Here is a 25548-nt window from a genome sequence, read left to right as displayed (position 1 = left end):
GTAACACTTTCACTTACTTTCTACCATTCACAAAAAGAATTAAGCATTTTACAAAGTTTTCTTACATTCTTACTTCTAATTTAATAGATTTACGTTTCACTTAACGCAATTCTTTTTTTTGAGAAGACTTTTACTTATTCTATGCTTTTTATCTGTTCAAGTTCATTATGGACAGCAAGCTGTAAGTATTCATCTAACAGAAAAAGATGGATTACCCGATATTGAGTTTTATGATATTGCGGAAGACCAAGAAGGTTATATTTGGCTTGCAGCAGACAAAGGGCTTTATAGATATAATGGTAGTGAATACACCTTATTTACCAACCCTCAGAAAAAAGGAAGATCCTTATTCGGATTAACTTTTGATGCAAAAGGACGTTTATGGTGTAACAATCTTGCTGGTCAGTTTTTTTATGTTGAAAATGAGAAGCTTATTCTGTTCAAGGAATTTGAAAGCGTAAAATTTCTTTGCGATTTCATCATTTTTAAAAATCATTTAATCATTAATAATAATAATAATGAAGCATTAAGTGTAAATATAGAAACCAAAGAAGAAACATTTACTTCAATAAAATTAAATCAAGGCAATTCTTTTAGCGATTTAGAACCTAACCCCTCTCATTTTCATCAAACTCTAGGTAGATCAACTTATAAGATAGAAGATCCTTTTTTTAAAAATAAAAAACTCATAAAAACATTTACAAAACATAATATTACTGAGCGAGGTCAAATCAAATTTTTTGAATTTGAAAACACGCTATTCTATTTTAAAGAGGATTTTTCAAACCAAAGTAAACTAATCCTATCAAAAATTGTTAACAATGAGAGTGTTCGCATTACCTTTCCTGAAAATATTGCAAAAACTAAAGTTAATCACGCTTATATTATAGATAATAAACTATGGATTTTAACCAACTCAGGCGTTTTTATATCCAAAATAATTAATGATGAGCTCATAACAATAGAGCATTTATATCCTGAGTATTTTATTTCAGATGTTCTGGTAGACTCCAATTTAAACTACTGGTTTACAACAATTAATAATGGTGTTTTTGTTGTGCCAAATCAAGAGTTAAAGATTTACAATTCCATTTATAAAAACAATAAAAAAGATATTAGTGATATTGCTATTATCGATTCTGAAAACTATTATGTAGCAACATTAAATGGTAAAATATCTAAAATATCTTCAAATAAGGTTGAAAACATAGATATCCAAAATATTAATGAAGTATTTAACATTGCTTACAACAAACAAAATAATACGCTTTTAGTTTCTAGTAGAGAGTCTAATATTATTTACAATTTAAAAACAAAAAAACAGCAAACAATATATCGTTTTTACTCCAAATCGATAACAACTATAGATAAAGACAACTATTTATTAAGTTTACCTTATAGTGCTGCCATTTACAACGTAAAAAAAGACAGCGTTTCTATCTTACGCAACGCAAGAAGTTACAGCTCTGTTTATGATAATAATACCAATAAAGCATATGTAAGTTATATAGATGGTTTTCGTGTTCATGATTTAAACACAAATACCGTGACCGAAATCTTAAACAACAACAAACCTGTTCTAGGCTCTATAGTAGCAATTAATAACAACGAGATAGCGTGTATTGCCACACATAATAATGGTGTTATAGGTTTTAAAAATAATAAGAAGCTATTTCATTTTAACACAAAAAACGGATTACAATCGAATACCATTAATGGATTACAATTTAAAGACAATACCATTTGGGTAGCTACAGATAAAGGGATTCAAAGCTATAATTACCTCACTAAGAAATCTATAAACATAACCAAACAAGATGGCTTAGCTTCTGGAAATATTAATACTTTAAAAGTAGTAGATAATCAAGTAGTATTTGGTTCTAATTTGGGGTTATTTCATTTTGACACGAATAAAATTGAAAAAGAAAGACAAACATTAAAACCATACTTCACCTCTATTTCTATTGCTGAAAAAGATACCATATTACAAAAAACCTATACCTTAAAACAAGACAATAGCGAAATAAGAATTGCATTTAACACCAATGGACTTCAAACCAAAGAATTTGTAGAATATGCTTATAAAATTGAAGGATACAACAAACAATGGATTCCTTTAGAAAACAATGTCAATTTTGTAAAAATAAACACCTTACCTAGCGGAAAATATACTTTTAAAGTAAAAGCTAAGAATAAATTTAGCACCACCTTTTCTAAGCCTATAAGTATACAGCTAAAAATCACTTCTCTTTTTTATAAAACATGGGTATTCTATTTCCTAATGTTAATAATTATAGCAAGTATTATATGGTACTACTTCAATAAAAAAACCAAACGTTTACAAAAAGAACAAGCAATACAACTTGAAAAGGCAATCATTAGTGAAGAACTCGTTTTAACACAACTTGAAAACTTACGTTCGCAAATGAATCCGCATTTTATTTTCAATGCGCTTAACTCGATTCAGGACTATATTATTTTAAATGAAAAAAAACTAGCACGTCAATATTTAGTGAAATTTTCCCGATTAATAAGAACCTATTTAGAGCACAGTCAGACAAACGAAGTGACTCTAAATGAAGAAATAAAAACATTAAACTTATATTTAGAGCTAGAAAAAGAACGATTTGACGACGATCTTTCATTTCATATACATATAGATGAAAGTCTAGATGTTGATGCCATTCTTGTGCCTTCTCTATTTATTCAACCCTATGTAGAAAATGCTTTAAAGCATGGATTACTTCATAAAACAAAGAACAAAAAACTCCAATTAAACTTTTTAAAAGATAACGATTCCAATTTCTTAATCTGCGAAATTATAGATAACGGTATTGGTCGTGAAGCATCTGCAAAAATTAGAACCCAGCAAACCATAAATCATAAACCCTTTGCTACTTCTGCGAACCAAAAACGCATTGACTTAATAAACAGAAGCCTAAATAAAAAAGTAACCTTAAAGATCGAAGATGTAGTAGACAAAAATTTGGAAGTACAAGGAACCAAAGTGATCCTTAAAATAGCATTAACACTTTAAACTTAAAGTAATGAAAGCAATAATTATAGATGACGAAAAACGAGCTAGAAGAATACTAAGCACAATCATTAAGGAAGAATGCCCCGAAATTAAAAGTGTTTTTGAAGCTGAAAATTTAAAGAATGGCGTATCTATAATCAAAACTAAAAAACCAGATATTGTATTTTTAGATATTGAAATGCCTCACCATTCTGGTTTACAAATTTTAGAATTTTTTAAAAACGAGCCTATCCATTTTCAAATCATATTCACTACTGCTTATGGACATTATGCTATAGAAGCCTTTAAATTATCAGCTGTAGATTACCTTTTAAAACCTATAGATATTGAAGAAATAAAAACAGCCATTTCTAAAGCCACTTCTAATGCGGAAGAAAACTTCATCAAAGAAAAATTAATAAATTTAGAACGTAGTTTTGAACAATTAGCTTTAAATAAAATTGCTTTAGAGGTACCTAAGGGGATTCGTTTTGTATCCCATGAAGATATTTTATTTTTTGAAGCAGATGGCGCATATACAAAGGTGTATTTACAAAATGGAAAAACGGAACTCATCTGTAAAACTTTAAAACACTTTGCAGAACAACTTGTTAATAAGCCTTTGTTTTATAAACCACATCGTTCCTTTCTTATTAATCTAAAATACATGACAGAGATTACAAAAAAAGATGGACTACAAGTTATTATGAGTAATAATAAAAGTATTCCTATTGCTCGAGAACGTAAAGAGGATTTTATGGAAATCATTAATAGAGTGTTTTAACTTCCCTACCTTCTTAAAATTCTTTTTATTTTCCATTCATTAGCAAAATCTTACCATTCACAAAAAAGTTAGAAATTTTCTTACAATGCATTAGCATTTTTGTTTCATAATTATAAAAAACATTTTATTATGAAAACAAAATTACTATTGTTCTTTATCCTTTTTTATGGAATAGGGTATTCTCAAATTTATGTCGATATTAATGCTACAGGAAACAATGACGGTACATCTTGGGCAAATGCTTACACAAATCTTAATACTGCTTTAAGCAATAACCCAGCAGAAACATTTTGGGTTGCTTCAGGTAATTATATTCCTGGAAATTTAAATACATCTACATTTTCTATAAGTCTTGATCAAAAAATTTATGGTGGTTTTAATGGCACAGAAACTATTTTTACACAAAGAGATGTAATTACTAATGAGACCATTATTTCTGGTGATATAGATGGTAATGATGCTGTAATTTTTAATCCATTAGACCCAAATAAAGCAGATAATAGTTTCAGAGTTATAACAATAGTTGGTGCAAATGTAATTATCGATGGTTTTACAATAACAAATGGTAAAGCAACTTTTAGTACTGGTGGCTACGAAGAAGGTCCTGCTATATACAAGGCTGCTGCTGGAAATTTAGAAATTAACAATTGCAAAATAACCAATCATATAGCAAGTAGAGCTGGTGTAATTAGAGCCATCGATACATCTGGAGATATATTAGTTAAGAATAGTGTTTTTAGCGATAACGAAACCGTTTTTGCTACTATTTTTTACGGCCGTAATGGTTTTATGGGATCATTAAACACAAAATTTGAAGGCTGTCTGTTTTATAATAATGTTTCCACAACAAATACTGGTGGATCATTATTTTGGGCACGTCAAGATGTACAAGGTAATCAAACATTAGAAATTATAAATTCAACACTTACAAACAATACCATCACTAATGGTTCTACTGTTATTACGTGTACAAATACTGCAACTGTTGTTAATGTTTATAATTCAATTTTCTGGAATAATGTTGGTGCTAATAATAGTAACGTAAATGCCTTACAGACTAATGCGGTTGGTGAGTCTAAAAATAATATTTCTAATAATGGTTTTATAGGAAATTCTAACACTGCTAATAATCTTACTGCAGATCCTTTCTTTATAAATCCAAGCAATAATAATTATTCTATATTAGGAAGTTCACCTGCTGTAAATAATGGCGATAACATTTATGTAACCAATACAACCGACTTATCAGGTGCGCAACGAATTATAAATACAACTGTAGATATTGGTGCTTATGAAATAACTCCAGATCCTTGTGATCCTTTTGCGTTTTCTACTCCTTTGGTTGCGATTAATTCTTTTCAGTTAGAATGGCAAACAAACCCTGTAGCTACATCATGGGATGTTGCATATCATGAATCTTCTCAACCTTTCTCATCTGCAATACAAATTACAGGACTTACTGTAACTAACGCTACCATATCTAATATTATGGCTAATACACAATACCAAACCTATGTGCGTAGTGTTTGTAATGGTGTTACCGGTAATTGGATTTTAGCGACAATTACAACCACTCAAGTTGCACCAATATATGTCGCAAAAGATGCAACAGGAACAAATGATGGTACGAGTTGGGCTAATGCTTACACAGACTTAGCTAATGCACTTGCATTAAATCCTTCTAATTCGTTTTGGGTAAAAACAGGTAGTTATAATCCTGGCTCAAATTTAACAGATAGCTTTTTATTAAGTCAAGATCAACATATTTATGGTGGATTTGTTGGTACTGAAACAAGCCTTTCTCAGCGTAATACAAGTTTAAATCAAACCGTTTTAACAGGTGACGTAAATAGTAATGATGTCATGCCTGTTGTTTTTGGAGATGCATCATTATCGGATAATAATTATCAAGTTATAAAAGTTGGTGGAACGAATATTATTATAGATGGATTTACAATAACTGGAGGAAATGCTAATGGTAACGGCGGAAGTGATAATGCTGGAAGTGCTGTTTTAGTAACTTCAGCCACTACAGTTCATATAGTAGACTGTAAAGTCATTAACAATACTGGTACTGGCGGTGGTGTAATAAAAGCTATTGATGTAAACGGAAATGTTAACATTGCAGTAGCAAGAACAACTTTTGATAGTAATATTTACACAAATACACCAATTTATTACGGTCGAGCAGCAAATGGACGACTACTTGAAATTACTTTTGAATCTTGTTTAATTACTAATAACGAATCAAAAACTACTGTTTCAGGTTCTCATGGTGCTTTATTCTGGACAAGACAAGATGTTGGAGGTACGCAAATTATAACGTTTACAAATAGCACAATTACGGATAATACAATTAATAACGGATCATCAGTTGTAGCTACTATATTAAATAATGGCGGTAACCTTTCTACAAATATGTATAATAGTATTGTTTGGAATAATGTAAACTCAAGTAACACACCCTTAAATGCTATCGAAACAGTAGGTGCGGTAATTATTAGAAACAGTTTGTCTAATAATAATTTCCCTGGTCACTCTAATAAACAAAACACACTATCATCTGATCCATTATTTACAGATTCTAATATAGATAATTATACCTTGCTAGTAACATCACCAGCATTAAATGCGGGAGACAGTCAATTTATAAATGTGCAAACGGATTTGGAAGGTAACAACAGAATATCTGGTACGAGTGTAGATATTGGCGCTTATGAGATAGATGATAATTCGGTTGTGGTGCCTTTTGTAGATGCTAACTTTAAAGCAGCACTTGTAGGTGATTCCACAGTAAACTTAAATGGAGATACTGAAATTCAGGTAAGTGAAGCACAAGTATATTCTGGAGTTATAAGCGTACCAAACCAATCTATTACATCCCTTGGCGGTATTGAGTTTTTTCCGGGTATTACATCTGTAAACGCATCTAATAATTCATTAACTGATGTTGATTTATCTTCAAATAATTTAATAACTGAAATAAACGTAGAAAACAATCAGTTATCCTCTGCTAATTTTGGAGTTAATACACTTTTGACTGATTTGAATTTATCAAGTAATGCGTTTACCACTATTGATGTTTCAAATTACACAAGTTTATTAGAACTAAATCTTAGCAATAACTCATTAAATCAGCTAAGTATTTTTAATAACAGTATGCTAACATCACTTAATGTATCTAATAATATGTTAGCTGTTTTAAATGTAAAAAACGGAAATAATACAGCTATAACAACTTTTGATGCAACAATGAATAGCCCATTAACATGTATAGAAGTTAATGATTTACCTTTTGCAAATGCTAATTGGACTAGTATTGATTCGCAAACTAGTTTTTCTTCTAATTGTGTACCTCAAATATATTTAGATGTACAAGCAACAGGATCTAATGATGGTAGTAGTTGGGCAGATGCTTATGTAGATTTAGAAACAGCACTTGCAGACAACCCCGCAGGAGAATTTTGGATGGCTGCTGGTAGATATGTTGTAGCAAATGGATCACGTTCTAATACTTATGAGATAGGCGCAGATCAAAAAATTTATGGTGGTTTTGATGGTACAGAAACTAATTTAACTCAGCGTAATCCAGCTACAAATATTGTAATTCTTGATGGTGATCGTGATAATGATGATGGTACTGTTTTTCTTGATCATAACTCTTCTAACAGTAGTTTAGGATCAGACAACGTCTACCATGTTATTACAATTATAGGTAATAATGTAATAATTGATGGTGTAACCATTAAAGGTGGAAATGCAAATGGAGGTACATCCGAAGATCGTCGTGGCTCTGCAATAGACATAAAAGAAGATGCAAGAACCCTTACAGTAAATGATGTAAGGTTTAACTATAACCGTGTATTTGATGGTGGTATTATTTTTGGAACTCAAAGCACAAACACCAATCTATCGTCGGATTATATGTTTACAAATTGCGTGTTTGATAGAAATTTAGGACGCTTTGCAGCTATATTTTATTATGCAAATCCACTTTCTACAGCTGGTGTAAATTCTACATTTGTAAATTGTCTTATATTTGATAATAGGGTAACTTCCGTAAGTGATTATCCTGGATCGACAACTGGTGCGTCTTCGCTTAACTCTTTATTTTGGTTACGTTCTGATGTGGCTGGTGGTATTAATAATGGTAAGTTTATTAATATGACAATAAGCCAAACAGTATTTAATAATAATTTTCCTGGTACACCTACAGCAGGTTTAATATCAGGAACTCGTGTAAATGGTACAACAAATATTGAACTTTATAACAGTATACTTTGGAATAATGGAAGTAACAATGTTGCTGTAGATACTCAAGATACTTTCGCTCCAGCAAATTCTGTAATTATTCGTAACTCCTTATCTCAAGATAATTTTAGTAACCAAAGTAATACAATGAGTATATTAAATTCAAATCCTAACTTCTCTAATGAAGCTGCAAACGACTTTACCTTAAATAGTAATTCGCCAAGTATAGATACAGGAGGAAATCAATATTTTCCATCAAATGTTTTAACAGATTTAGTAGGAAATGCTAGAATTTTCAACTCAATTGTAGATATGGGAGCTTATGAATCTGTTTCCACATTAAGCACAACAGATTTTGAATTAAATACAAACGAAATTTCACTTTATCCAAATCCAACATCATCCATTTTAAATATAAAATCAAAACAAGATGTAGAAACGGTTACTATCTATTCCGTTTTAGGAAAAAAAGTTTTAAAAGCGGAAACAAAAACAATTGATGTATCTAACTTATCACAAGGCATTTACATTATGAAAATAATAACTAAAGATAATTCGGAAACTGTAAAACGTTTCATTAAGAAATAGAAGAAGCTATTAATCAGTTTTTTTTGAAAAAGGGAAGTCCACGTTGGCTTCTCTTTTTCTATTTTTACACCTTACTATTTTAGTAAATCATCCAGTGTTTCTCTAACGGTTTCACTATTCCAATTTGCAGCACCTTCCTTATCTATTATAATTTTTCCCTCTTTGTTTATTAGCAATGTTCTCGGAATACTAGATACTTCAAATTCTGAAGGATTTTCTAAAGAAGTAAATACGTTAAACGAATACTTGTTTTTAGATAAAAACCCTTCTATCTTTTCCTTTTTTTCGTTGGAAACAAATAGAAAAACGACCTTATCCTTATACGCATCGTGTAATTTCTGAAGATTAGGCATTTCCGCAATACAAGGCGGACACCAAGTAGCCCAGAAGTTTATTAGCACAACTTTACCTTTTAAATCTTTAAAGTCAATTGCATTTCCTTTTACATCTTGTAATTGCCAACTAGCATAGTGTACCAACTTGGTATCTGCTTCTGCTTCAACAGATGGACTAAACAAAGCCAATCCTTTATGCAACATTACTTGAATAGGTTTTCTTGTTTGCGGTATAATCAGAAGAACAAGGATTACAACAAAGAGTATATTTTTAAATTTTAATTTATTCATAACACAAAAAAAATGAAGCGTAATTTAATAGATAAACAACGCTTCAAATCTAACAAAAAAACAAGGATTAAACCTATATATTTTTATCTAGTAACCGATCCAGAAAGAGATACTATTGGTCCGGTTCCCATAGTAATTGTACTATGATTCATTGCATCTGCAGGAACCAAATGCGCCAAAGGTTTTAAAGTAAATGGTGCTGTATTATTATCTGGGTAAGGTTCTACAGAAATCACAATAGTAGCTCCTTTTAAATCTGTTGGAAATGTCATTCCTGTTGGCGCATTTTGCAAGAAATCTTCTCCAGGATATCCTGGTCCATTACCAGCATCTCCTTTAAATGGTGATGTTGCTGCATTATCATCGGCCATTGCAGCATCTGTAAAAGTACCTGTACTAATTGGAGTACCATCAATTACAGCCCAACCTTCATATTTCCATCCATCGGAAAGTGTTGGTAAATCTAATCCTGTTACTGCAGTTCCTGAAGTATTATCTAAAAACCAAACACCACTCTCCTCGTTAGTATCATCCATGTCTGTAGGTGTTGCTAAAATGTAAGCTCCCGCAGCCGAAGAAAAATCTGCTACTAAATTAGAATTTACGGTAGCAGAACTACCAGAGAAATCTCCTGCTAAAATTTTTGTATCTGCTGGTGCTGGATCTGGATCAATTGTTGGTTCAATAGATAATACAAATGTTGTTGCTTCAGCTAACTGTGTAGCATCTACTGTGAAATTTTGTGGAAAAGATACGCTTGAAAAAGTTCCTGTAGAAACTGGCGAACCATCTACTATTATCCATCCTTCGTAAACGAAATCGTTACCTAGTTCTTCTAAACCTGTTAAGTTTAATGTTAAATCTGTTGTTGTAGGAGTGCTGTTATTGTCATCATCACTACTGCAAGAAGTGGCAAAAATCCCTAATGCCAAAACTGCTAAAATTGTTTTTTTAATCATTGCTATATAATTTTATTATTAATAGTTCAAAATTATATACTAGAGCGATGATAAAATGTTAGCTAGCTAACACTAAGCAGTTTTTTTTAATATTCGTATCTCTTTTCTGTTAAATTCTAACACTTTTTCTTCTTTTAACTCATTTAAAAGAATATTAAGTGTAGGTCTTGAAGTACCTATTAAAGAAGCTATATCTTTTTGTGTATATGGATGCTTAATTATATGGTCTCCAGTTTTTGGGCAATTATAACCATACTCATCACATAATTCATTTAAAAATTCTTTTAAACGTGATTTGGTATCTTTAAATAAAAGTAATTGTAGTCTTCGTTCTAGTTTTTGAAATTTAAATCCAATAAACTTATATATTTTAAAACTGAAGGTTTGATTATCTCGCATTAAATCATGCATTGTATCTACGCCAATTGGGCAAATAGAAGTTAGATTATCTACGGATTGGGCAAATTCTTTTCTGGTTATTTGTCCTAAAATTGCTTTTTCACCAAATAACTCTCCTTTCGTTAAAATTGCTTTTACAACTTCTTCTCCATCTTCATTGTAGTAACCAATTTTTACTTTTCCTTTTTCAATTAAATACACCTTATTTGCCGAATCCTCTTCAAAATATATATAATCTTTTTTCTTATACGCATCAAAATCATGCCCTTTCTTATACGCTTTAAATTTATGAGGACAAAGTACCTTAAAGAGATTAACATCATCAAAAAACCAAAGTGAATTCATAGGTGTTTTATTTTATAAATATTTCCTTAACAGTCGACATTTTCTATAAAAGCTTACAATAAAGCATAAAAAAACTCCTGAATTTCATCAGGAGTTTTTACTAATTTATTTTACTCTTTATTTAAGAATTGTTTTCTTTTTTAATTAAATTTAAAGCAGAACCTTCATTATACCAATCTATTTGAGGTTGGTTATACGTATGGTTTAGCTTAATAGTATCTTTAGAACCATCTGCATGAACAATTTCTAATGTTAACTGTTTGTCTGGTGCAAATGCGTTTAAATCTGTAAAATTAAATGTATCATCTTCCTGAATTAAATCGTAATCATTTTCATTAGCAAACGTTAAACCTAACATCCCTTGTTTTTTAAGGTTTGTTTCATGAATTCTTGCAAACGATTTAACAATAACTGCAGCAACACCCAAATGTCTTGGCTCCATTGCAGCATGTTCACGAGAAGAGCCTTCTCCATAATTATGATCTCCAACTACAATTGTTTTTACACCTGCAGCCTTATATGCTCTTGCAGCATCTGGCACTCCTTCGAATTCACCAGTCAATTGGTTTTTAACAAAGTTTGTTTTTTTACCGAAAGCATTAACAGCTCCAATTAAACAGTTGTTCGATATATTATCTAAATGCCCTCTAAAACGTAGCCAAGGTCCTGCCATAGAAATATGATCTGTGGTACATTTACCAAAAGCTTTAATTAACAATTTTGCACCATTAATGGTATCACCTAATGGTTCAAATGGTGTAAGTAATTGTAAACGCTCTGAAGTAGGGCTTACAGAAACCTCTACTTTACTACCATCTGCTACTGGTTCTACAAAACCTGCATCTTCTACAGCAAAGCCTTTTGGAGGTAACTCCCATCCTGTTGGTTCATCGAACATTACCTCTTGCCCTTCTTCATTTATTAACTTATCGGTTAACGGGTTAAAGTCTAACCTTCCTGCAATTGCAATTGCAGCTGTTATTTCTGGAGAAGCTACAAAAGCATGCGTATTTGGATTACCATCTGCTCGTTTTGCAAAGTTTCTATTAAAGGAATGCACTATACTATTTTTTGGTGCATTTTTAGGATCGCTATATCTTGCCCATTGGCCAATACAGGGTCCGCATGCGTTTGTAAATATTTTAGCATCTAATCTTTCAAAGATTCCTAAAATACCATCTCTATCTGCTGTATAACGTACTTGTTCTGACCCTGGATTAATACCAAGTTCTGCTTTCATTTTTAAGCCTTTATCTAAAGCTTGTTGCGCAATAGAGGACGCTCTAGATAAATCTTCATAAGAAGAGTTAGTACAAGAACCTATTAATCCCCATTCTACTTGAATTGGCCAATCGTTAGTTTTAGCTGCTTCATTCATTTTCACTCCGACTGGGGTAGATAAATCTGGTGTAAAAGGTCCATTTAACAATGGCCCTAATTCGGATAAATTAATTTCGATAACTTGATCGAAATATTGTTCTGGATTTGCATATACTTCTGCATCTCCTGTTAAATACTCTCTCACTTTATTAGCAGCATCTGCAACATCTGCTCTTTCTGTAGCACGTAAATAACGCTCCATAGAATCATCGTATCCAAAGGTAGAAGTAGTAGCACCTATTTCTGCTCCCATATTACAAATGGTTCCTTTTCCTGTACAAGACATAGAGGTAGCTCCAGGTCCGAAATATTCTACAATAGCTCCGGTTCCTCCTTTTGCAGAAACAATACCTGCAACTTTTAATATTACATCTTTTGGCGCTGTCCAACCCGAAAGTTTTCCGGTTAACTTCACTCCTATTAATTTAGGGAATTTAAGTTCCCAAGCCATTCCTGCCATTACATCTACAGCATCTGCTCCACCAACACCAATAGCAACCATTCCTAATCCACCAGCATTTACGGTATGCGAATCTGTACCAATCATCATTCCTCCTGGGAAGGCATAGTTTTCTAAAACTACTTGATGAATAATTCCTGCTCCTGGTTTCCAGAAACCAATTCCATATTTATTGGATACGGAAGCCAAGAAATCAAAGACTTCACTACTTACCGAATTTGCGTGTTTTAAATCTGTAGAAGCACCATCTTTAGCTTGTATTAAGTGATCACAATGTACAGTTGTTGGCACTGCTACTTTAGGTTTTCCAGCTTGCATAAATTGCAGTAATGCCATTTGTGCAGTTGCATCTTGACAAGCAATACGATCTGGAGCAAAATCTACATAATCTTTACCTCTTGTAAATGCCTTAGTTGGACTTCCATCCCAAAGGTGATTATATAATATTTTTTCTGAAAGTGTTAATGGTTTACCAACAACTTCACGAGCTTTATCTACGCGCTCTGCCATTTGTGCATAAACCTTTTTGATCATATCAATATCGAATGCCATAGTCTATTATTTTAAATTTATTTCTACTAATATACAAAATGTAAGATGACTTTAAAAAGGTTAATTACATATATATAATGATACTGAAATAAGTTTTTTCTATACCCATATTTCTTAAAATGGAAAAGCCGCTTTAACGTCATCTTTTGTATTAATTATTGAAACATATATATAAAAATAAATGTTTATTTTTTGGATGCGTTAGGGATTGTAGTAGCATCCTTTTTTTATAACAACTAGATATTTAATAGATCGAAATAATGAGCTCGATTTTCTCTTTTATTTATTCTAACAAATAAGAAAAAAAAAGATATAACGGAAAGCCCGACCCTTGTGGTAACGCCCAACTTATGAATCGTATTTATGCTACTTGGAAATTAATGGTAATGTAAATAAAATAAAAAATCCCGAATCTAAGACTCGGGATTTTTATTATATTAATTTTAAAAAAATTATCTCACTAATTGTTTTTGAGAAGGTTTAAATTTAGTTAGAACGATACCATCTACAGCAGCTTCATATTCTGCCATGGTTGGAGTTCTTCCTAAAATGGTAGATAAAACTACAACTGGAGTAGAAGACAGTAAAGACTCTCCTTTTTTCTCACCAGAATCTTTTACAACCCTTCCTTGGAATAAACGTGTGGAAGTGGCCATAACGGTATCTCCTGGTTCTGCTTTTTCCTGATTCCCCATACAAAGGTTACAACCTGGACGTTCTAAGTACAACATGTTTTCATATTTTGTACGTGCTAAGCCTTTAGGTGCGTTATCGTCAAACTCGAATCCGGAATATTTTTGTAAAACTTCCCAGTCGCCTTCTTCTTTTAGTTCGTCTACAATATTATAAGTTGGAGGAGCTACTACTAGAGGTGCTTTAAATACTACTTCACCATGTTGTGCTTCTATATTTTTTAACATTTGAGCTAAAATTTTCATATCTCCTTTATGCACCATACAAGAACCTACGAAACCTAAATCTACTTTTTTAGTACCGCCGTAAAAAGATAATGGTCTGATATTATCGTGTGTATAACGTTTTGAAACATCTTCATTATTTACATCAGGATCTGCAATCATTGGTTCTGCAATTTCATCTAAATCAATAACAACTTCTGCATGATATTTAGCGTTTGCATCTGGTCTTAAAGAAGGTTTGATACCAGTTTTAAGTTCTGTAATTCTGGTTTCCGCTTTATCTACAAGACCTTTAAGTACTTGTTTCGCGTTGTCCATACCTTTATCAATCATGATCTGGATACGTCCTTTTGCAATTTCTAATGATTCTATTAACGTTTCATCTTCAGAAATACATATAGAAGCTTTAGCTTTCATCTCTGCTGTCCAATCTGTAAATGTAAAAGCTTCATCTGCTGTTAAAGTACCAATATGCACTTCAATTACACGACCTTGGAATACGTTTTCGCCTCCAAATTGCTTTAACATTTGTTGTTGCGTTGCGTGTACTACATCACGGAAATCCATGTAGGATTTCATTTGCCCTTTAAAGGTTACTTTAACCGATTCTGGGATTGGCATAGAAGCTTCCCCAGTTGCAAGCGCTAATGCAACTGTTCCTGAATCTGCTCCAAAGGCAACACCTTTAGACATACGTGTGTGCGAGTCACCACCAATGATAATATCCCAATCCCCTACTGTAATATCGTTTAGTACTTTATGGATAACATCTGTCATTGGGAAGTATTTTCCTTTAGGATCACGTCCCGTAATTAAACCAAAATCGTTCATAAAACGCATTAATCTTGGAATATTAGCTTTAGACTTATCATCCCAAACAGAAGCGGTATGACAACCCGATTGGTAAGCTCCATCTACAATTGGTGAAATCACTGTAGCAGCCATCATCTCTAATTCTTGAGAAGTCATTAATCCTGTAGTATCCTGTGACCCTACAATATTAACTTCTGCACGAACATAAGAACCAGCATGTAAAGTTGCACCAGAAGTTCCTACTGCATTTTTATTGAATATTTTTTCAACGGCTGTTAAACCTTGTCCTTCAATAGACACTTCTTTAGAGGTAGCATATACTTGAGGCACATCTATACCTAAAGTTTTACATGCAAAAGTTTGTAATTTTTTACCAAATACGACAGCGTAAGAACCTCCCGCTTTCATAAACTCCATTTTTTGTGGTGTAAATGCAGCAGATATATCTTTTAATGCAACTTTACCGTGGTATAATTTTTTCTCTTTTGTGTTTATGGTTAAAACAGTTCCTGTTGCTACGGAATACATTTGTTTTAATATTGGTTCTCCATCTTCATCTACAATAGTGTTTCCGTCAGCATCTTTTTGTTGCACCCAGTTTTTAAGATCTAAACCAATACCACCAGTAACTCCAACGGTAGTTAAAAAAATTGGAGCAATACCATTAGTACCTGCAATTACAGGCGCAATATTAATAAATGGCACATAAGGGCTAGAAGAAATACCGGTCCATAATGCAACATTATTAACACCAGACATTCTAGAAGACCCTACTCCCATGGTTCCTTTTTCAGCGATTAGCATTACGCGTTTATCCGGATGTTGTTCTTTTAAAGCTAACAATTCATTTTGCATGTCTTTGTTATGTTCAAACATACATTGACCATGTAATTCACGATCTGAACGAGAATGTGCATCACCACCTGGAGATAATAAATCTGTAGAAATATCACCAACACCGGCAATGTAAGTTACTACGTCAATCTCTTCGTCAATCTCTGGTAGTTTAGTAAAGAACTCCGCTTTCGCGTAGCTTTCAATAATATCTTTAGCAATTTCGCTTCCATTTTTAAAAGCTTCTTCTAAACGAGCTGTATCTGCTTCGTAAAGGAATACTTGTGTTTTTAAAACTTCTGCAGCTTCTTTTGCGATGGCAGCATCCGTTCCTAGGGCTAAATCTAATAGTACTTTAACAGAAGGGCCACCTTTCATGTGTGATAATTGCTCTAAAGCAAATGCAGGTGTAATTTCTTTAACAACAGATTCCCCTAAAACAATCTCCTTTAAGAACTTTGCTTTTACACTTGCAGCGCTTGTGGTTCCTGGTAAAACATTATAGATGAAAAAGTTTAGAGATTCTTCTCTATACTTATTATCTACGTCTTTGATTTGCGCAATGATTTCGCTAAGTAACTCAGCACCATCAATAGGTTTAGGATGAAGACCTAATTCTTTTCTGTCTTCTATCTCTTTAAGGTAATCTTTATAAGTGTTCATATAAATAGAATAATTCTTTTTAATCTTAATTAAATGTCAATTTATTTCTGGAAAACACTATAAATCAATCGTTTTCGTTAGCTTCACTAATATTTGTATATTAATGATAAAATATTCATTTGAAAAAGGTTAAGGTTGATTTTAAAATATCAAGCGAAATTACGAAATTTAAGAGATACTAAAAAATATATAAAGATCTGTGAGAATGATTGAATATAGTGCAACAAAACTTTATTTAGCCATTATAAATTACGAATAAATAAATTTGAACACCTAAAAATAACAAATTAATAAATTTAGCTCTAAATATTGTGAAACTAATTATTTACAACGATTCTAAATTATTATTTTAGTGAAAATATTTACAAAAAAAGGAATAAAAAATATGGATAAGGAAGCTATTAAAATAAACTTTTGATAATTTGTTCTTCGGATATACCTTCTGCCTCAGCTTTATAATTTTTAATAATTCGATGACGTAGAATACTTGTTGCAACAGCTTGCACATCTTCGATATCTGGTGAAAACTTCCCATTTATTACAGCATGTGTTTTTGCTGCAAGAATTAAGTTTTGTGAAGCTCTAGGTCCAGCTCCCCAATCGATATATTTTTTCACTAAATCTGCTGCAGTATCCCTATTGGGTCTAGTTTTAGCAACCATTTTCACAGCATATTCGATAACATTGTCTGCCACTGGAATACGACGAATTAGTTGTTGAAAATCTATAATTTCTTGCGCATTAAATAATGCATTTACTTTTGCCTTTAAATCTGTTGTTGTAGCTTTAACTACTTGTACTTCTTCTTGAAAAGAAGGGTAGTCTAAATGAATAGCAAACATAAATCGATCTAATTGTGCTTCAGGAAGCGGATAGGTTCCTTCTTGTTCGATAGGATTTTGTGTTGCTAAAACAAAATAAGGCAAACTTAATTTATAATGGTGTCCTGCAACTGTTACTGCTCTTTCTTGCATTGCTTCTAAAAGTGCAGCTTGCGTTTTAGGTGGTGTTCTGTTTATTTCATCTGCTAAAATAATATTAGCAAATATTGGTCCTTTAATAAATTTAAAGTTTCTGTTTTCGTCTAAAATTTCACTCCCTAAAATATCACTAGGCATTAAATCTGGAGTAAACTGTATCCTTTTAAAATCTAATCCTAACGTTTGCGCAATTGTATTTACCATTAGCGTTTTTGCTAATCCTGGCACACCTATTAAAAGTGCATGTCCACCTGAAAAAATAGAAATAAGTATTTGGTTTACTACCGCATCTTGTCCTACTATAACTTTAGCAATTTCTTGCTTTAAGTTTTTATATTTTTTTACAAATTGTTCTACAGCTGCTACGTCTGACATATTATTTTTTTAACCAATTACTAGAAAAATCACAATCTCTATGCTCACCATTTACTTTAATATAGGTATCCTTGATTTTTTCATCTTGCCATTTTTCAATAGCTTTAAAACGTTTTTCTGTTAATGTTAATTCTTTAATTTTTAAATAATCGCGAGAATAATTAGCTTCATGCTCGTCTACTCTATCTGTTACGCGTAAAATTTTAAATTTAACTTTTCCAGTTCGGTCTTGATCTGTTAGAATTAAACTCACTTCACCTTCCTTTAGTTCTTGAATTTGTGTATACAATTCTGTATCCATTTTAGTTAATTCAAAATTATAATCTTGTGTTGCAGGATTAATTAAAAATCCGCCTTCACTTCTGGTTTCTTTCTCGTCACTATATTTTCTTGCAGCATCTTCAAAAGTAATTTCTCCATTTACTATTTGCTCACGTACACGTTCTAGTTCTTCTTTTGCTTCAGTAATTGCAGATTCTGAAACTTGAGGCATTAATAATATATGACGAACATCAAATTCTTGTCCTCTAATTTTTTCTAATTGAATAATATGATATCCGAAATCTGTTTTAAAGGGGTCTGATATTTCGCCTTCTTGTAATGCAAAAGCAACATCTCTAAATTCTTTAACCATTAAAGGTTTTTCTCTGTTTAAGGTATATAAACCTCCTTTTGCTACAGATGCTTTATCTTCTGTGTACAGTACCACTTTAGAGCGAAAACTTGCTCCATTTTCTAACACATCGGATTTAAATTCTTTTAGTCTGTTTATAACTTTTTGTGTTTCCTCTGGTGCTACTTTTGGTTCTATTATTATTTGAGATACTTTAAGCTCTGTACCAAATGTTGGTCTTTCGTCTTCAGGTATTTTATTGAAAAATATTCTTACTTCTTCTGGAGTAACTTCTACTTCGTCAATAATTTTGCTTTGCATACGCTTTGCTAATTCATTGCTTCTGTTAATTTCATACATTTCTTCTCTAAAGCTTTTTTCGTCATCTTTTTTATAAAAATCTAAAAGCTCTTTCATATCTCCACCTGTTTGTGATAGAAATTGTTGAATTTGATAATCTACATTAGATCTTATTTCTGCATCTGAAATTTCTATACTATCCTGTACTGCATGATGCGCATATAATTTATTTTCTAAAAGGGAACCAAATAATTGACATCTTGGAATATCATCTGTAGATACACCTTGTGCTTTCATTTGCAAAATAGTTTTGTCTATATCTGAATCTAATATAATGTGTTCTCCTACTACTGCAGCAACACCATCTACTTTTATTGCTTGGTTGGATAGTTGTGGTTTTACACTATCTGTCGTTGTTTTTTCTTTTACTGGATCTTCTATGATCTCTTGAGCAGTGATTACGTTTGTAATAAATACTGCGATACTTAATATAAATAGGTGTTTCAATTTATTTGTAGATTTCAAATTTTTTGTTTGTAATTGCATCTTTTGTAATATCCTTTTCTAATTCTCTTATTTTTTCTAATTTCCTTTTATTAATAACAATTTGGTCTATTGTTGGCTTTACATACTCTAAAGGAGCTGTACTGTTTTGCAATAGTACGTCATTAATTTGCATCAAATATAAACCTAATGAATCTTTGAGTTGTATAAAATTAGTTTTTTTTAACAGTTCGTCTTTATTATCTAAGTTTATTGCTGGTATTTTTTTCACAATTTGGTCCCATTTTATCCAAATAGAATCATTTAAAGAGTAAGACTTAAACTGAATGGATATAGAATCTAGATCTTTTTTATCTTTTGCATCAAATCTTCTAAATTTTTTAGCAATTTCTATAGCGTCTGCTTCCTGCATTTTTTCATCTAAATTAATGTATCGAAACATAACTAATTCTTCATTTAACTTAAAAGCTTCTTTATTGCTTTCATAGTAAGCCGCTGCTTCTTGATAAGAAACTACGGTATCCAGGTCTCTATTTACTAGTGCTTCTAAATACCCTTTTGCATATAAATCGTTTTTATATTGCTCTACTAATTTATTATATTGATTTAGTTTTGTTTCGTTTAAATTTAACTTTGCTCCTTGCACTAACAATTGCTGTGTAGCCCAACCATTAATATAATTATTAGTTAAAACAATACTGTCTTGTTTAGAAGCTTCAGAAGAAATTAAATCCTGTATATCCTCTTTATACAAATACGCATCTTTTACTCTCGCTACAGGGATTCTATCATCTGGTTCTTTGAAAAAATCACAAGAAAATAAGAAGAGCACAATGGAGATAAGAAATATGTATGATGTTAATTTCAATCTTTATTTAATTTAGATTTTACTGTTGTTAGTACGTCTTGATGTATAGTAACCTTGTATTTATTTTCTAAATCTACTAACCATTTTTTTTCTTTTGCATCTTGAAAATCACTAGAGACTTTACCTTTAGCTTCTTCGAATGTTTTTTGTGTTTTAGGAAGTATTTCATTAACCTTAACTACAACAAAAGAATCATTGTGAGTAAACACTTTAGAAACGCCTTTTTTAAATGAAAAACCTTTTGGTAATGCTTGATGTTTTGCATCCATAAGTCCAGAAGTAAATATTACATGTACTTGATCTTCTGTATTTACTATGCTTTTAATTTCTTCAATAGTTATTCCATTTTTTAATAGTTTCGCTACTTTATTTATATCTTTCTTTTTTGCTGAAGAAGCTACTACTGCATCTACTCTTTCGTTAAAGAAATAGTTTGTTTTATTTGCATTGAAGAATTCTTGTACTGCAACGGAATCATTTGCGGCTGCTTTCCAGATTTCATTTTCCATTAAATCAAACAACAATAAGCCATCACGATACTCACCAAGAATGTTTGCAAAATCTTCATTTTCAAATTCTAGATTTTCTTCTTGATACGCAAGCATTTTTTCTTCTAAAAAGGCATTATAAGTGTTTTCTACAATTTTATTTAAAGGTAATTGTTTCTTGTTTCTACGTTGACTTTTAATTAAAAAGTCTGCAAAATCTTTATAGGTAAATTGTTTTTTCTCTATTGTAACAAAAGCTTTTTCAGGCTGAAAACTCTCCGGTGTTTTCCACTTACTTTTATAAAACTCGTTATTTAGTATAGAGGTAAAATATGCCAAGTCTTTATCTACATTAGATATTGCATAACGCTCTTTTAATTTATTTATTCTTGAGGTGCTTATTAATTTAGATCTGCTATCTCGCTTTACTTTAGCTTCTAGCGTAGATTTCATATCTTGAAAAGGTGGCGTTTCTATTTTTTTAATAAGCTTCATAATATGCCAACCAAAATTAGATTTAAATGGCTTTGTATAAACCCCTTCTTCCTCTATAGAGAAAGCTTGATCTTCAAATTCTTGAGAACGTAATTCACCGCTAGAAAAAGGAGATAATTTTCCTCCTTTAGTTGAAGTGCTTTTATCTTCAGAAAACTGCTTTGCTAAAGGCTCAAAATCTTCCCCTTGTTCTAATTTTTTATAAATATCTTGAATTCTACTTTCAGCATCTTCCTTATCCAGATTAATCATAATATGAGCGACCTCTCTTTGCCCTCTAGATTTACGTTTATCAAAAACCTTAACGATATGGTAACCAAACTGCGTTCTAAAAGGTAATGAAACCTCGCCTATTGAAGTATTATACGCAGCGTTTTCGAAAGGGTAAACCATTTTAAATCCAGAAAAATAACCTAAATCTTCTGCATATATTGTCTTACCATTATGTACTTCTTTTTGCACTGCTTTATATCCTTCGTCAATTACGCGACCTCTTAGTTTTAATAAATCATTATAAGCGACTAAGGTGTCTTTTGGACTTGCGTTTTCATCTATTCGAATTAATATATGACTAGCATTCACCTCATTAGTCGTACGTTCATAAGCCTCATTTACTAATGCATCTGTAACTTTATTATCGGTTAAATAATTTTTAGCCAATTGGCTTTTATAATTACTCAATTCACGTTTGTATTTAGGCATAGTATCAAAACCTAATGTCTTAGCTTCTTTTAGCTTAAGCTTATAGCTTACAAAAAGTTTTAAATACGCATCCACATCTTTTTGGGACTCATCTTTAACTAAGTCCAAATTTTTATTAAACACACGAATAAATTCGGAAGCATAAACAGGATCTTCGTCTACAGTAAAAAGTACTTGTTTGTTATTGTTTTGAGCATAAAAGCTAATTGTAAATGCAAAAAAGAATAGGGTTGAAAAAAATCTCATAGTACAGATAAATATATAATATATAGGTTCTTGCAAAAATAGAAATATAAACCTATTTAGCAAGCTGTATTAACAAAGCATTAATAAGTTTTATTTTATTTGAAAAGAACTAGAATGCAATAAAACTTATTAACACGAAAACCTTGTAGTAAAAATATTTTTAAATATTATTTGTATAATTACTTTGACAAACAATTTTAAAACAAACAATTATGAAAACAAAACTACTTTTTATTTTAACATTACTTTTATCTTCATTTATAGTTAATGCTCAAGATATTGGTTTTTTAGGTGATTTTAATGGCTGGGGAGACGATGTGAACATGACCACTACAGACAACATTACTTTTACTTTAAACAATTACTATTTACCAGCAACAGGATTAAAGTTTAGACAGGATGACGATTGGGCAAATAACTGGGGTGGAGACACCTTCCCTGCTGGAACATGGTCTAGCAATAATATCCCAGTAGTTGCTGGATTTTACGATATTAGCATTAATATAGCAACCACAGAATATAGTTTTACAGCAGTAACTCCAACAGACCAAAACGTAAGTGTGATTGGAGATTTCAACGCTTGGGCAGGGGATTTTGTTCTATCGACAACAGACAACATTACGTATACCGCTACAGATGTCACTTTAACTGCTGGAGAATTAAAATTTAGAAGAAATGCAGGTTGGTCTTTAAATTACGGAGGGACTTCGCTTACAGGAACTGCAACCCCAAATTCTACAAATATTACTATTCCTTCTAATACAGATTATGATATCTCATTTAATATAGAAACATTAGCTTATTCTATTACTGAATCTTCTTTAAGTATAGAAGAATTTGATTTTAACAACAGCTATAAAGTTATAAATGGCCATTTATATGGAAACCTAAATGAACAGGTTAACATTAATATTTACAATGTATCTGGGCAATTAGTTAAAACATACAATAACATAAATGTGAATGCAAACGCTAGTTTTAACTTAGAATTGAAAGCCAATCAGCTTTACTTAATAAGACTACAATCTCCAAGCGGAATTAAAACATTTAAAACTATTTTATAGTCCAATCCTTTTTAACAAATAACAAAAGCCACCTAATTTAGGTGGCTTTTTAGTTATTAAAATTCTAAAAGAACTATCTTTATAAACTATTTAATTAATAGATTATAATGAAATACACCACAGAGATTGTTGTTAAAATTCCTTTAGAAGAATGCATTGCAATTTTAAATCATACTGCAAATTTAAAACATTGGCAAAAGGACTTAACAAGCTATGAGCATATTTCTGGAACACCAGGAACTATTGGTAATAAAATGAAACTAAATTACAACATAAACAACCGTAAAATAGAACTTACTGAAACCATAATGCATATAAATTTACCACACGAAATTTATTTTAGTTATGAAACCAAAGGAATATTAAACACGCAGAAGAACCATTTCTTCGCGACTCCAGAAGGCCATACTAAGTGGATAAATGAAAACGAATTCTCATCCACTTCTTTTCTAACAAGAATTATGTTAATATTAATGCCTAGAGCATTTAAAAAACAATCTAAAAAATACTTAACAGATTTTAAAACATTTGCCGAAAACAAAACACCTATCTAAAAATGCGTAAACTAAAACTTATCTGGGATTTTAGAGGTCCTAGTGCTGAAAAAACTGCACAACATCATGAAATTCATTTAAAAGAATATGTAAAAAACCAAAGCGTAAATGTAGACTTGACTGGTCATGAAATTATTAATAACATGCACTCTATTGCTTTTATGATTATAAACGAAGAAGACAAAAAAACCTTTAGAGACACATTAAAACCACATCGAGGAGAATGGGTAGATTAACAAAATTAGCTAGCAAAAACTAACTTTTACAACAAAACAATTTTGATATATAGACCTACTATTCTAATTAACTAATTCATGTTATTCTTTCAAAAAAACTACGATAGAAAATATCTATCAAATACATTTACCTGACTCTATATCAAAAAGATAAAAAACACCACGTAAACCTTTAATTCACCTCTTAAAAGGTCTTATTATTAATCTTGCAGCTTTATCAAAATTAATATAATTATAGGTCCAATTAAAAAATACAATAAATTTATTTCTAAATCCTACCAACGACATAAGGTGAATAAACATCCAAATAAACCAAGCAAAAAATCCTGCAGATTTAAAGCGCTTAACATCTACAACAGCTTTATTTCTACCAATAGTTGCCATAGAACCTTTGTCTTTATAAATAAACTTCTTTAACGGCTTTTTATGTATCAATCTCAAAATATTCTGACCAAGAAGCTCTCCTTGCTGAATAGCTGGCTGTGCAACTTGCGGATGCCCATTAGGATAATCTTTAGTTTTCATTAAAGCAATATCTCCAAGAGCAAAAATAGAATCGTAGGTTTCAATTTGATTATATTCGTTTACCAAATAGCGATTAACATTTGACGTTAAAACTTCGGCATTTAAACCATCTATAGGGCTTCCTGTTACGCCTGCTGCCCAAATAAGTGTTTCGGACTCTAACTTAAGTTCTGAGTTTGTAATTACAGTTTTTCCATCATAATCTTTTACAAAAGTACTACAATGCACTTGTACTCCTAGATCTAGTAAAAACTGCTCTGCTTTTTTAGAAGCATGCTCGCTCATTGGCGGCAATAATCGATCGTTACCTTCAAGCAAATGAATATACATATCACTAGAATTTAAATCTCGATAATCTCGTGGTAGAATATTATTCTTAAGTTCTGCAATTGCACCCGCTAACTCCACTCCTGTTGGTCCTCCTCCAACAATTACAAAATTTAAATAAGCTTTTCTTTCCTTAATTGAATTAGAAATAGCTGCTTTTTCTAGATTTTGAAGCATTAAACTTCTAATATCTAAAGCCTGCGGTATGGTTTTCATTGCCATACTATTTTTCTCAATATCCGAATTACCAAAATAGTTTGTTTTAGTACCAGTTGCAATCACTAAATAATCATAATTTAAATCACCAATATCTGTTTTAATAGATTTAGATTCTGGAAAAATTTGTTTCACCTCTGCTAATCTAAAAAAAGCATTTTTATGCTTTTTTATAATTTTTCGTAAAGGATAAGCAATAGAATCTGGTTCTAACCCAGCACTAGAAACTTGATACAATAAAGGTTGAAAAGCATGATAGTTATGTTTATCAATTAAAACCACTTGAACTTTTTTATTTTTTAAAGACTTAGCAAGTTTAACTCCTGCAAAACCTCCACCAACTATAACAATTCTAGGAACTTTAGATTCTGGAATATTCATAAATTAAGGACTAAAAATTTGTACTATAAAGATACAAAATTAGCCTCTTAAACACTATTTTTAAAGATATTTACTATTTCGTGTAAC

Annotated in this window: 16 protein-coding genes; 6 read left to right on the top strand and 10 right to left on the bottom strand. The window is 31.4% G+C overall.

Annotation, left to right across the window (positions count from 1 at the left end; genetic code table 11):
* Positions 1–118 precede the first annotated feature (118 nt).
* The 3 genes from Q4512_RS12530 (at position 119) to Q4512_RS12520 (ending at position 8639) form a co-directional block, all read left to right on the top strand.
* Positions 119–3037, top strand: coding sequence for a sensor histidine kinase (locus tag Q4512_RS12530; RefSeq protein ID WP_303425222.1), 2919 nt, complete (start codon positions 119–121; stop codon positions 3035–3037).
* 10 nt (positions 3038–3047) lie between these two features.
* Positions 3048–3800 (top strand): LytTR family DNA-binding domain-containing protein, encoded by a 753-nt coding sequence (locus tag Q4512_RS12525; protein WP_303425220.1) that lies wholly within the window; start codon positions 3048–3050, stop codon positions 3798–3800.
* 129 nt (positions 3801–3929) lie between these two features.
* Positions 3930–8639, top strand: a complete 4710-nt coding sequence (locus Q4512_RS12520) for a choice-of-anchor Q domain-containing protein (RefSeq protein WP_303425218.1) — start codon at positions 3930–3932, stop codon at positions 8637–8639.
* A 74-nt stretch (positions 8640–8713) separates the two neighbouring features.
* Here Q4512_RS12520 and Q4512_RS12515 read toward each other — a convergent pair whose 3' ends face one another.
* From Q4512_RS12515 to Q4512_RS12475, 9 genes are all read right to left on the bottom strand, one after another.
* A complete protein-coding gene (locus Q4512_RS12515; RefSeq protein WP_303425216.1) occupies positions 8714–9178 on the bottom strand; it encodes a TlpA disulfide reductase family protein in 465 nt (154 codons plus the stop codon).
* Between the two features lie 170 nt (positions 9179–9348).
* Entirely contained in the window at positions 9349–10224 is an 876-nt protein-coding gene (locus Q4512_RS12510; RefSeq protein WP_303425214.1) for an anti-sigma factor domain-containing protein, read from the bottom strand.
* A gap of 72 nt (positions 10225–10296) precedes the next feature.
* The gene (locus tag Q4512_RS12505; protein ID WP_303425212.1) at positions 10297–10968 is read right to left on the bottom strand and encodes a Crp/Fnr family transcriptional regulator; all 672 of its coding nucleotides are present in this window, start codon (positions 10966–10968) and stop codon (positions 10297–10299) included.
* A 121-nt stretch (positions 10969–11089) separates the two neighbouring features.
* Positions 11090–13360 carry an aconitate hydratase gene (locus tag Q4512_RS12500; protein WP_303425210.1) on the bottom strand — a complete coding sequence of 757 codons (2271 nt, stop codon included), beginning with the start codon at positions 13358–13360 and terminating at the stop codon, positions 11090–11092.
* 452 nt (positions 13361–13812) lie between these two features.
* Positions 13813–16587 carry a bifunctional aconitate hydratase 2/2-methylisocitrate dehydratase gene (locus Q4512_RS12495; protein ID WP_303425207.1) on the bottom strand — a complete coding sequence of 925 codons (2775 nt, stop codon included), beginning with the start codon at positions 16585–16587 and terminating at the stop codon, positions 13813–13815.
* Between the two features lie 401 nt (positions 16588–16988).
* Complete coding sequence (locus tag Q4512_RS12490; RefSeq protein ID WP_303425204.1) at positions 16989–17942, bottom strand: MoxR family ATPase; 954 nt, start codon at positions 17940–17942, stop codon at positions 16989–16991.
* Between the two features lies 1 nt (position 17943).
* On the bottom strand, positions 17944–19401 hold the full coding sequence (locus tag Q4512_RS12485; protein WP_303425201.1) for a peptidylprolyl isomerase: 1458 nt from the start codon (positions 19399–19401) through the stop codon (positions 17944–17946).
* Entirely contained in the window at positions 19364–20227 is an 864-nt protein-coding gene (locus Q4512_RS12480; protein WP_303425198.1) for a peptidyl-prolyl cis-trans isomerase, read from the bottom strand. The genes Q4512_RS12485 and Q4512_RS12480 overlap by 38 nt, the downstream gene beginning before the upstream one ends.
* The gene (locus tag Q4512_RS12475; RefSeq protein ID WP_303425195.1) at positions 20224–22158 is read right to left on the bottom strand and encodes a peptidylprolyl isomerase; all 1935 of its coding nucleotides are present in this window, start codon (positions 22156–22158) and stop codon (positions 20224–20226) included. Before Q4512_RS12475 ends, Q4512_RS12480 begins: the two co-directional genes overlap by 4 nt.
* Before the next feature lie 212 nt (positions 22159–22370).
* Here Q4512_RS12475 and Q4512_RS12470 point away from each other — a divergent pair, with 212 nt between their 5' ends.
* The 3 genes from Q4512_RS12470 (at position 22371) to Q4512_RS12460 (ending at position 24012) form a co-directional block, all read left to right on the top strand.
* Positions 22371–23222 carry a T9SS type A sorting domain-containing protein gene (locus Q4512_RS12470; RefSeq protein ID WP_303425193.1) on the top strand — a complete coding sequence of 284 codons (852 nt, stop codon included), beginning with the start codon at positions 22371–22373 and terminating at the stop codon, positions 23220–23222.
* Positions 23223–23329: 107 nt separating this feature from the next.
* Entirely contained in the window at positions 23330–23776 is a 447-nt protein-coding gene (locus Q4512_RS12465) for an SRPBCC family protein (RefSeq protein ID WP_303425190.1), read from the top strand.
* A 2-nt stretch (positions 23777–23778) separates the two neighbouring features.
* The gene (locus tag Q4512_RS12460; RefSeq protein ID WP_303425187.1) at positions 23779–24012 is read left to right on the top strand and encodes a hypothetical protein; all 234 of its coding nucleotides are present in this window, start codon (positions 23779–23781) and stop codon (positions 24010–24012) included.
* 177 nt (positions 24013–24189) lie between these two features.
* On the opposite strand, the gene Q4512_RS12455 is transcribed toward Q4512_RS12460, so the two are convergent.
* Positions 24190–25461 carry an NAD(P)/FAD-dependent oxidoreductase gene (locus Q4512_RS12455; protein WP_303425184.1) on the bottom strand — a complete coding sequence of 424 codons (1272 nt, stop codon included), beginning with the start codon at positions 25459–25461 and terminating at the stop codon, positions 24190–24192.
* Positions 25462–25548 lie beyond the last annotated feature (87 nt).

Origin of the sequence: Oceanihabitans sp. 2_MG-2023 (assembly GCF_030547245.1) — a bacterium.
Classification (GTDB): Bacteria; Bacteroidota; Bacteroidia; order Flavobacteriales; family Flavobacteriaceae; genus Oceanihabitans.
This window is presented reverse-complemented; position numbering and strand designations above follow the sequence as displayed.

Coding starts and splice junctions, on each gene's coding strand:
- Q4512_RS12525 (WP_303425220.1), top strand. CDS start 3,048: ATGAAAGCAATAATTATAGATGACGAAAAACGAGCTAGAAGAATACTA.
- Q4512_RS12520 (WP_303425218.1), top strand. CDS start 3,930: ATGAAAACAAAATTACTATTGTTCTTTATCCTTTTTTATGGAATAGGG.
- Q4512_RS12515 (WP_303425216.1), bottom strand. CDS start 9,178: ATGTTGCATAAAGGATTGGCTTTGTTTAGTCCATCTGTTGAAGCAGAA.
- Q4512_RS12510 (WP_303425214.1), bottom strand. CDS start 10,224: ATGATTAAAAAAACAATTTTAGCAGTTTTGGCATTAGGGATTTTTGCC.
- Q4512_RS12505 (WP_303425212.1), bottom strand. CDS start 10,968: ATGAATTCACTTTGGTTTTTTGATGATGTTAATCTCTTTAAGGTACTT.
- Q4512_RS12500 (WP_303425210.1), bottom strand. CDS start 13,360: ATGGCATTCGATATTGATATGATCAAAAAGGTTTATGCACAAATGGCA.
- Q4512_RS12495 (WP_303425207.1), bottom strand. CDS start 16,587: ATGAACACTTATAAAGATTACCTTAAAGAGATAGAAGACAGAAAAGAA.
- Q4512_RS12490 (WP_303425204.1), bottom strand. CDS start 17,942: ATGTCAGACGTAGCAGCTGTAGAACAATTTGTAAAAAAATATAAAAAC.
- Q4512_RS12485 (WP_303425201.1), bottom strand. CDS start 19,401: ATGCAATTACAAACAAAAAATTTGAAATCTACAAATAAATTGAAACAC.
- Q4512_RS12475 (WP_303425195.1), bottom strand. CDS start 22,158: ATGAGATTTTTTTCAACCCTATTCTTTTTTGCATTTACAATTAGCTTT.
- Q4512_RS12470 (WP_303425193.1), top strand. CDS start 22,371: ATGAAAACAAAACTACTTTTTATTTTAACATTACTTTTATCTTCATTT.
- Q4512_RS12465 (WP_303425190.1), top strand. CDS start 23,330: ATGAAATACACCACAGAGATTGTTGTTAAAATTCCTTTAGAAGAATGC.
- Q4512_RS12460 (WP_303425187.1), top strand. CDS start 23,779: ATGCGTAAACTAAAACTTATCTGGGATTTTAGAGGTCCTAGTGCTGAA.
- Q4512_RS12455 (WP_303425184.1), bottom strand. CDS start 25,461: ATGAATATTCCAGAATCTAAAGTTCCTAGAATTGTTATAGTTGGTGGA.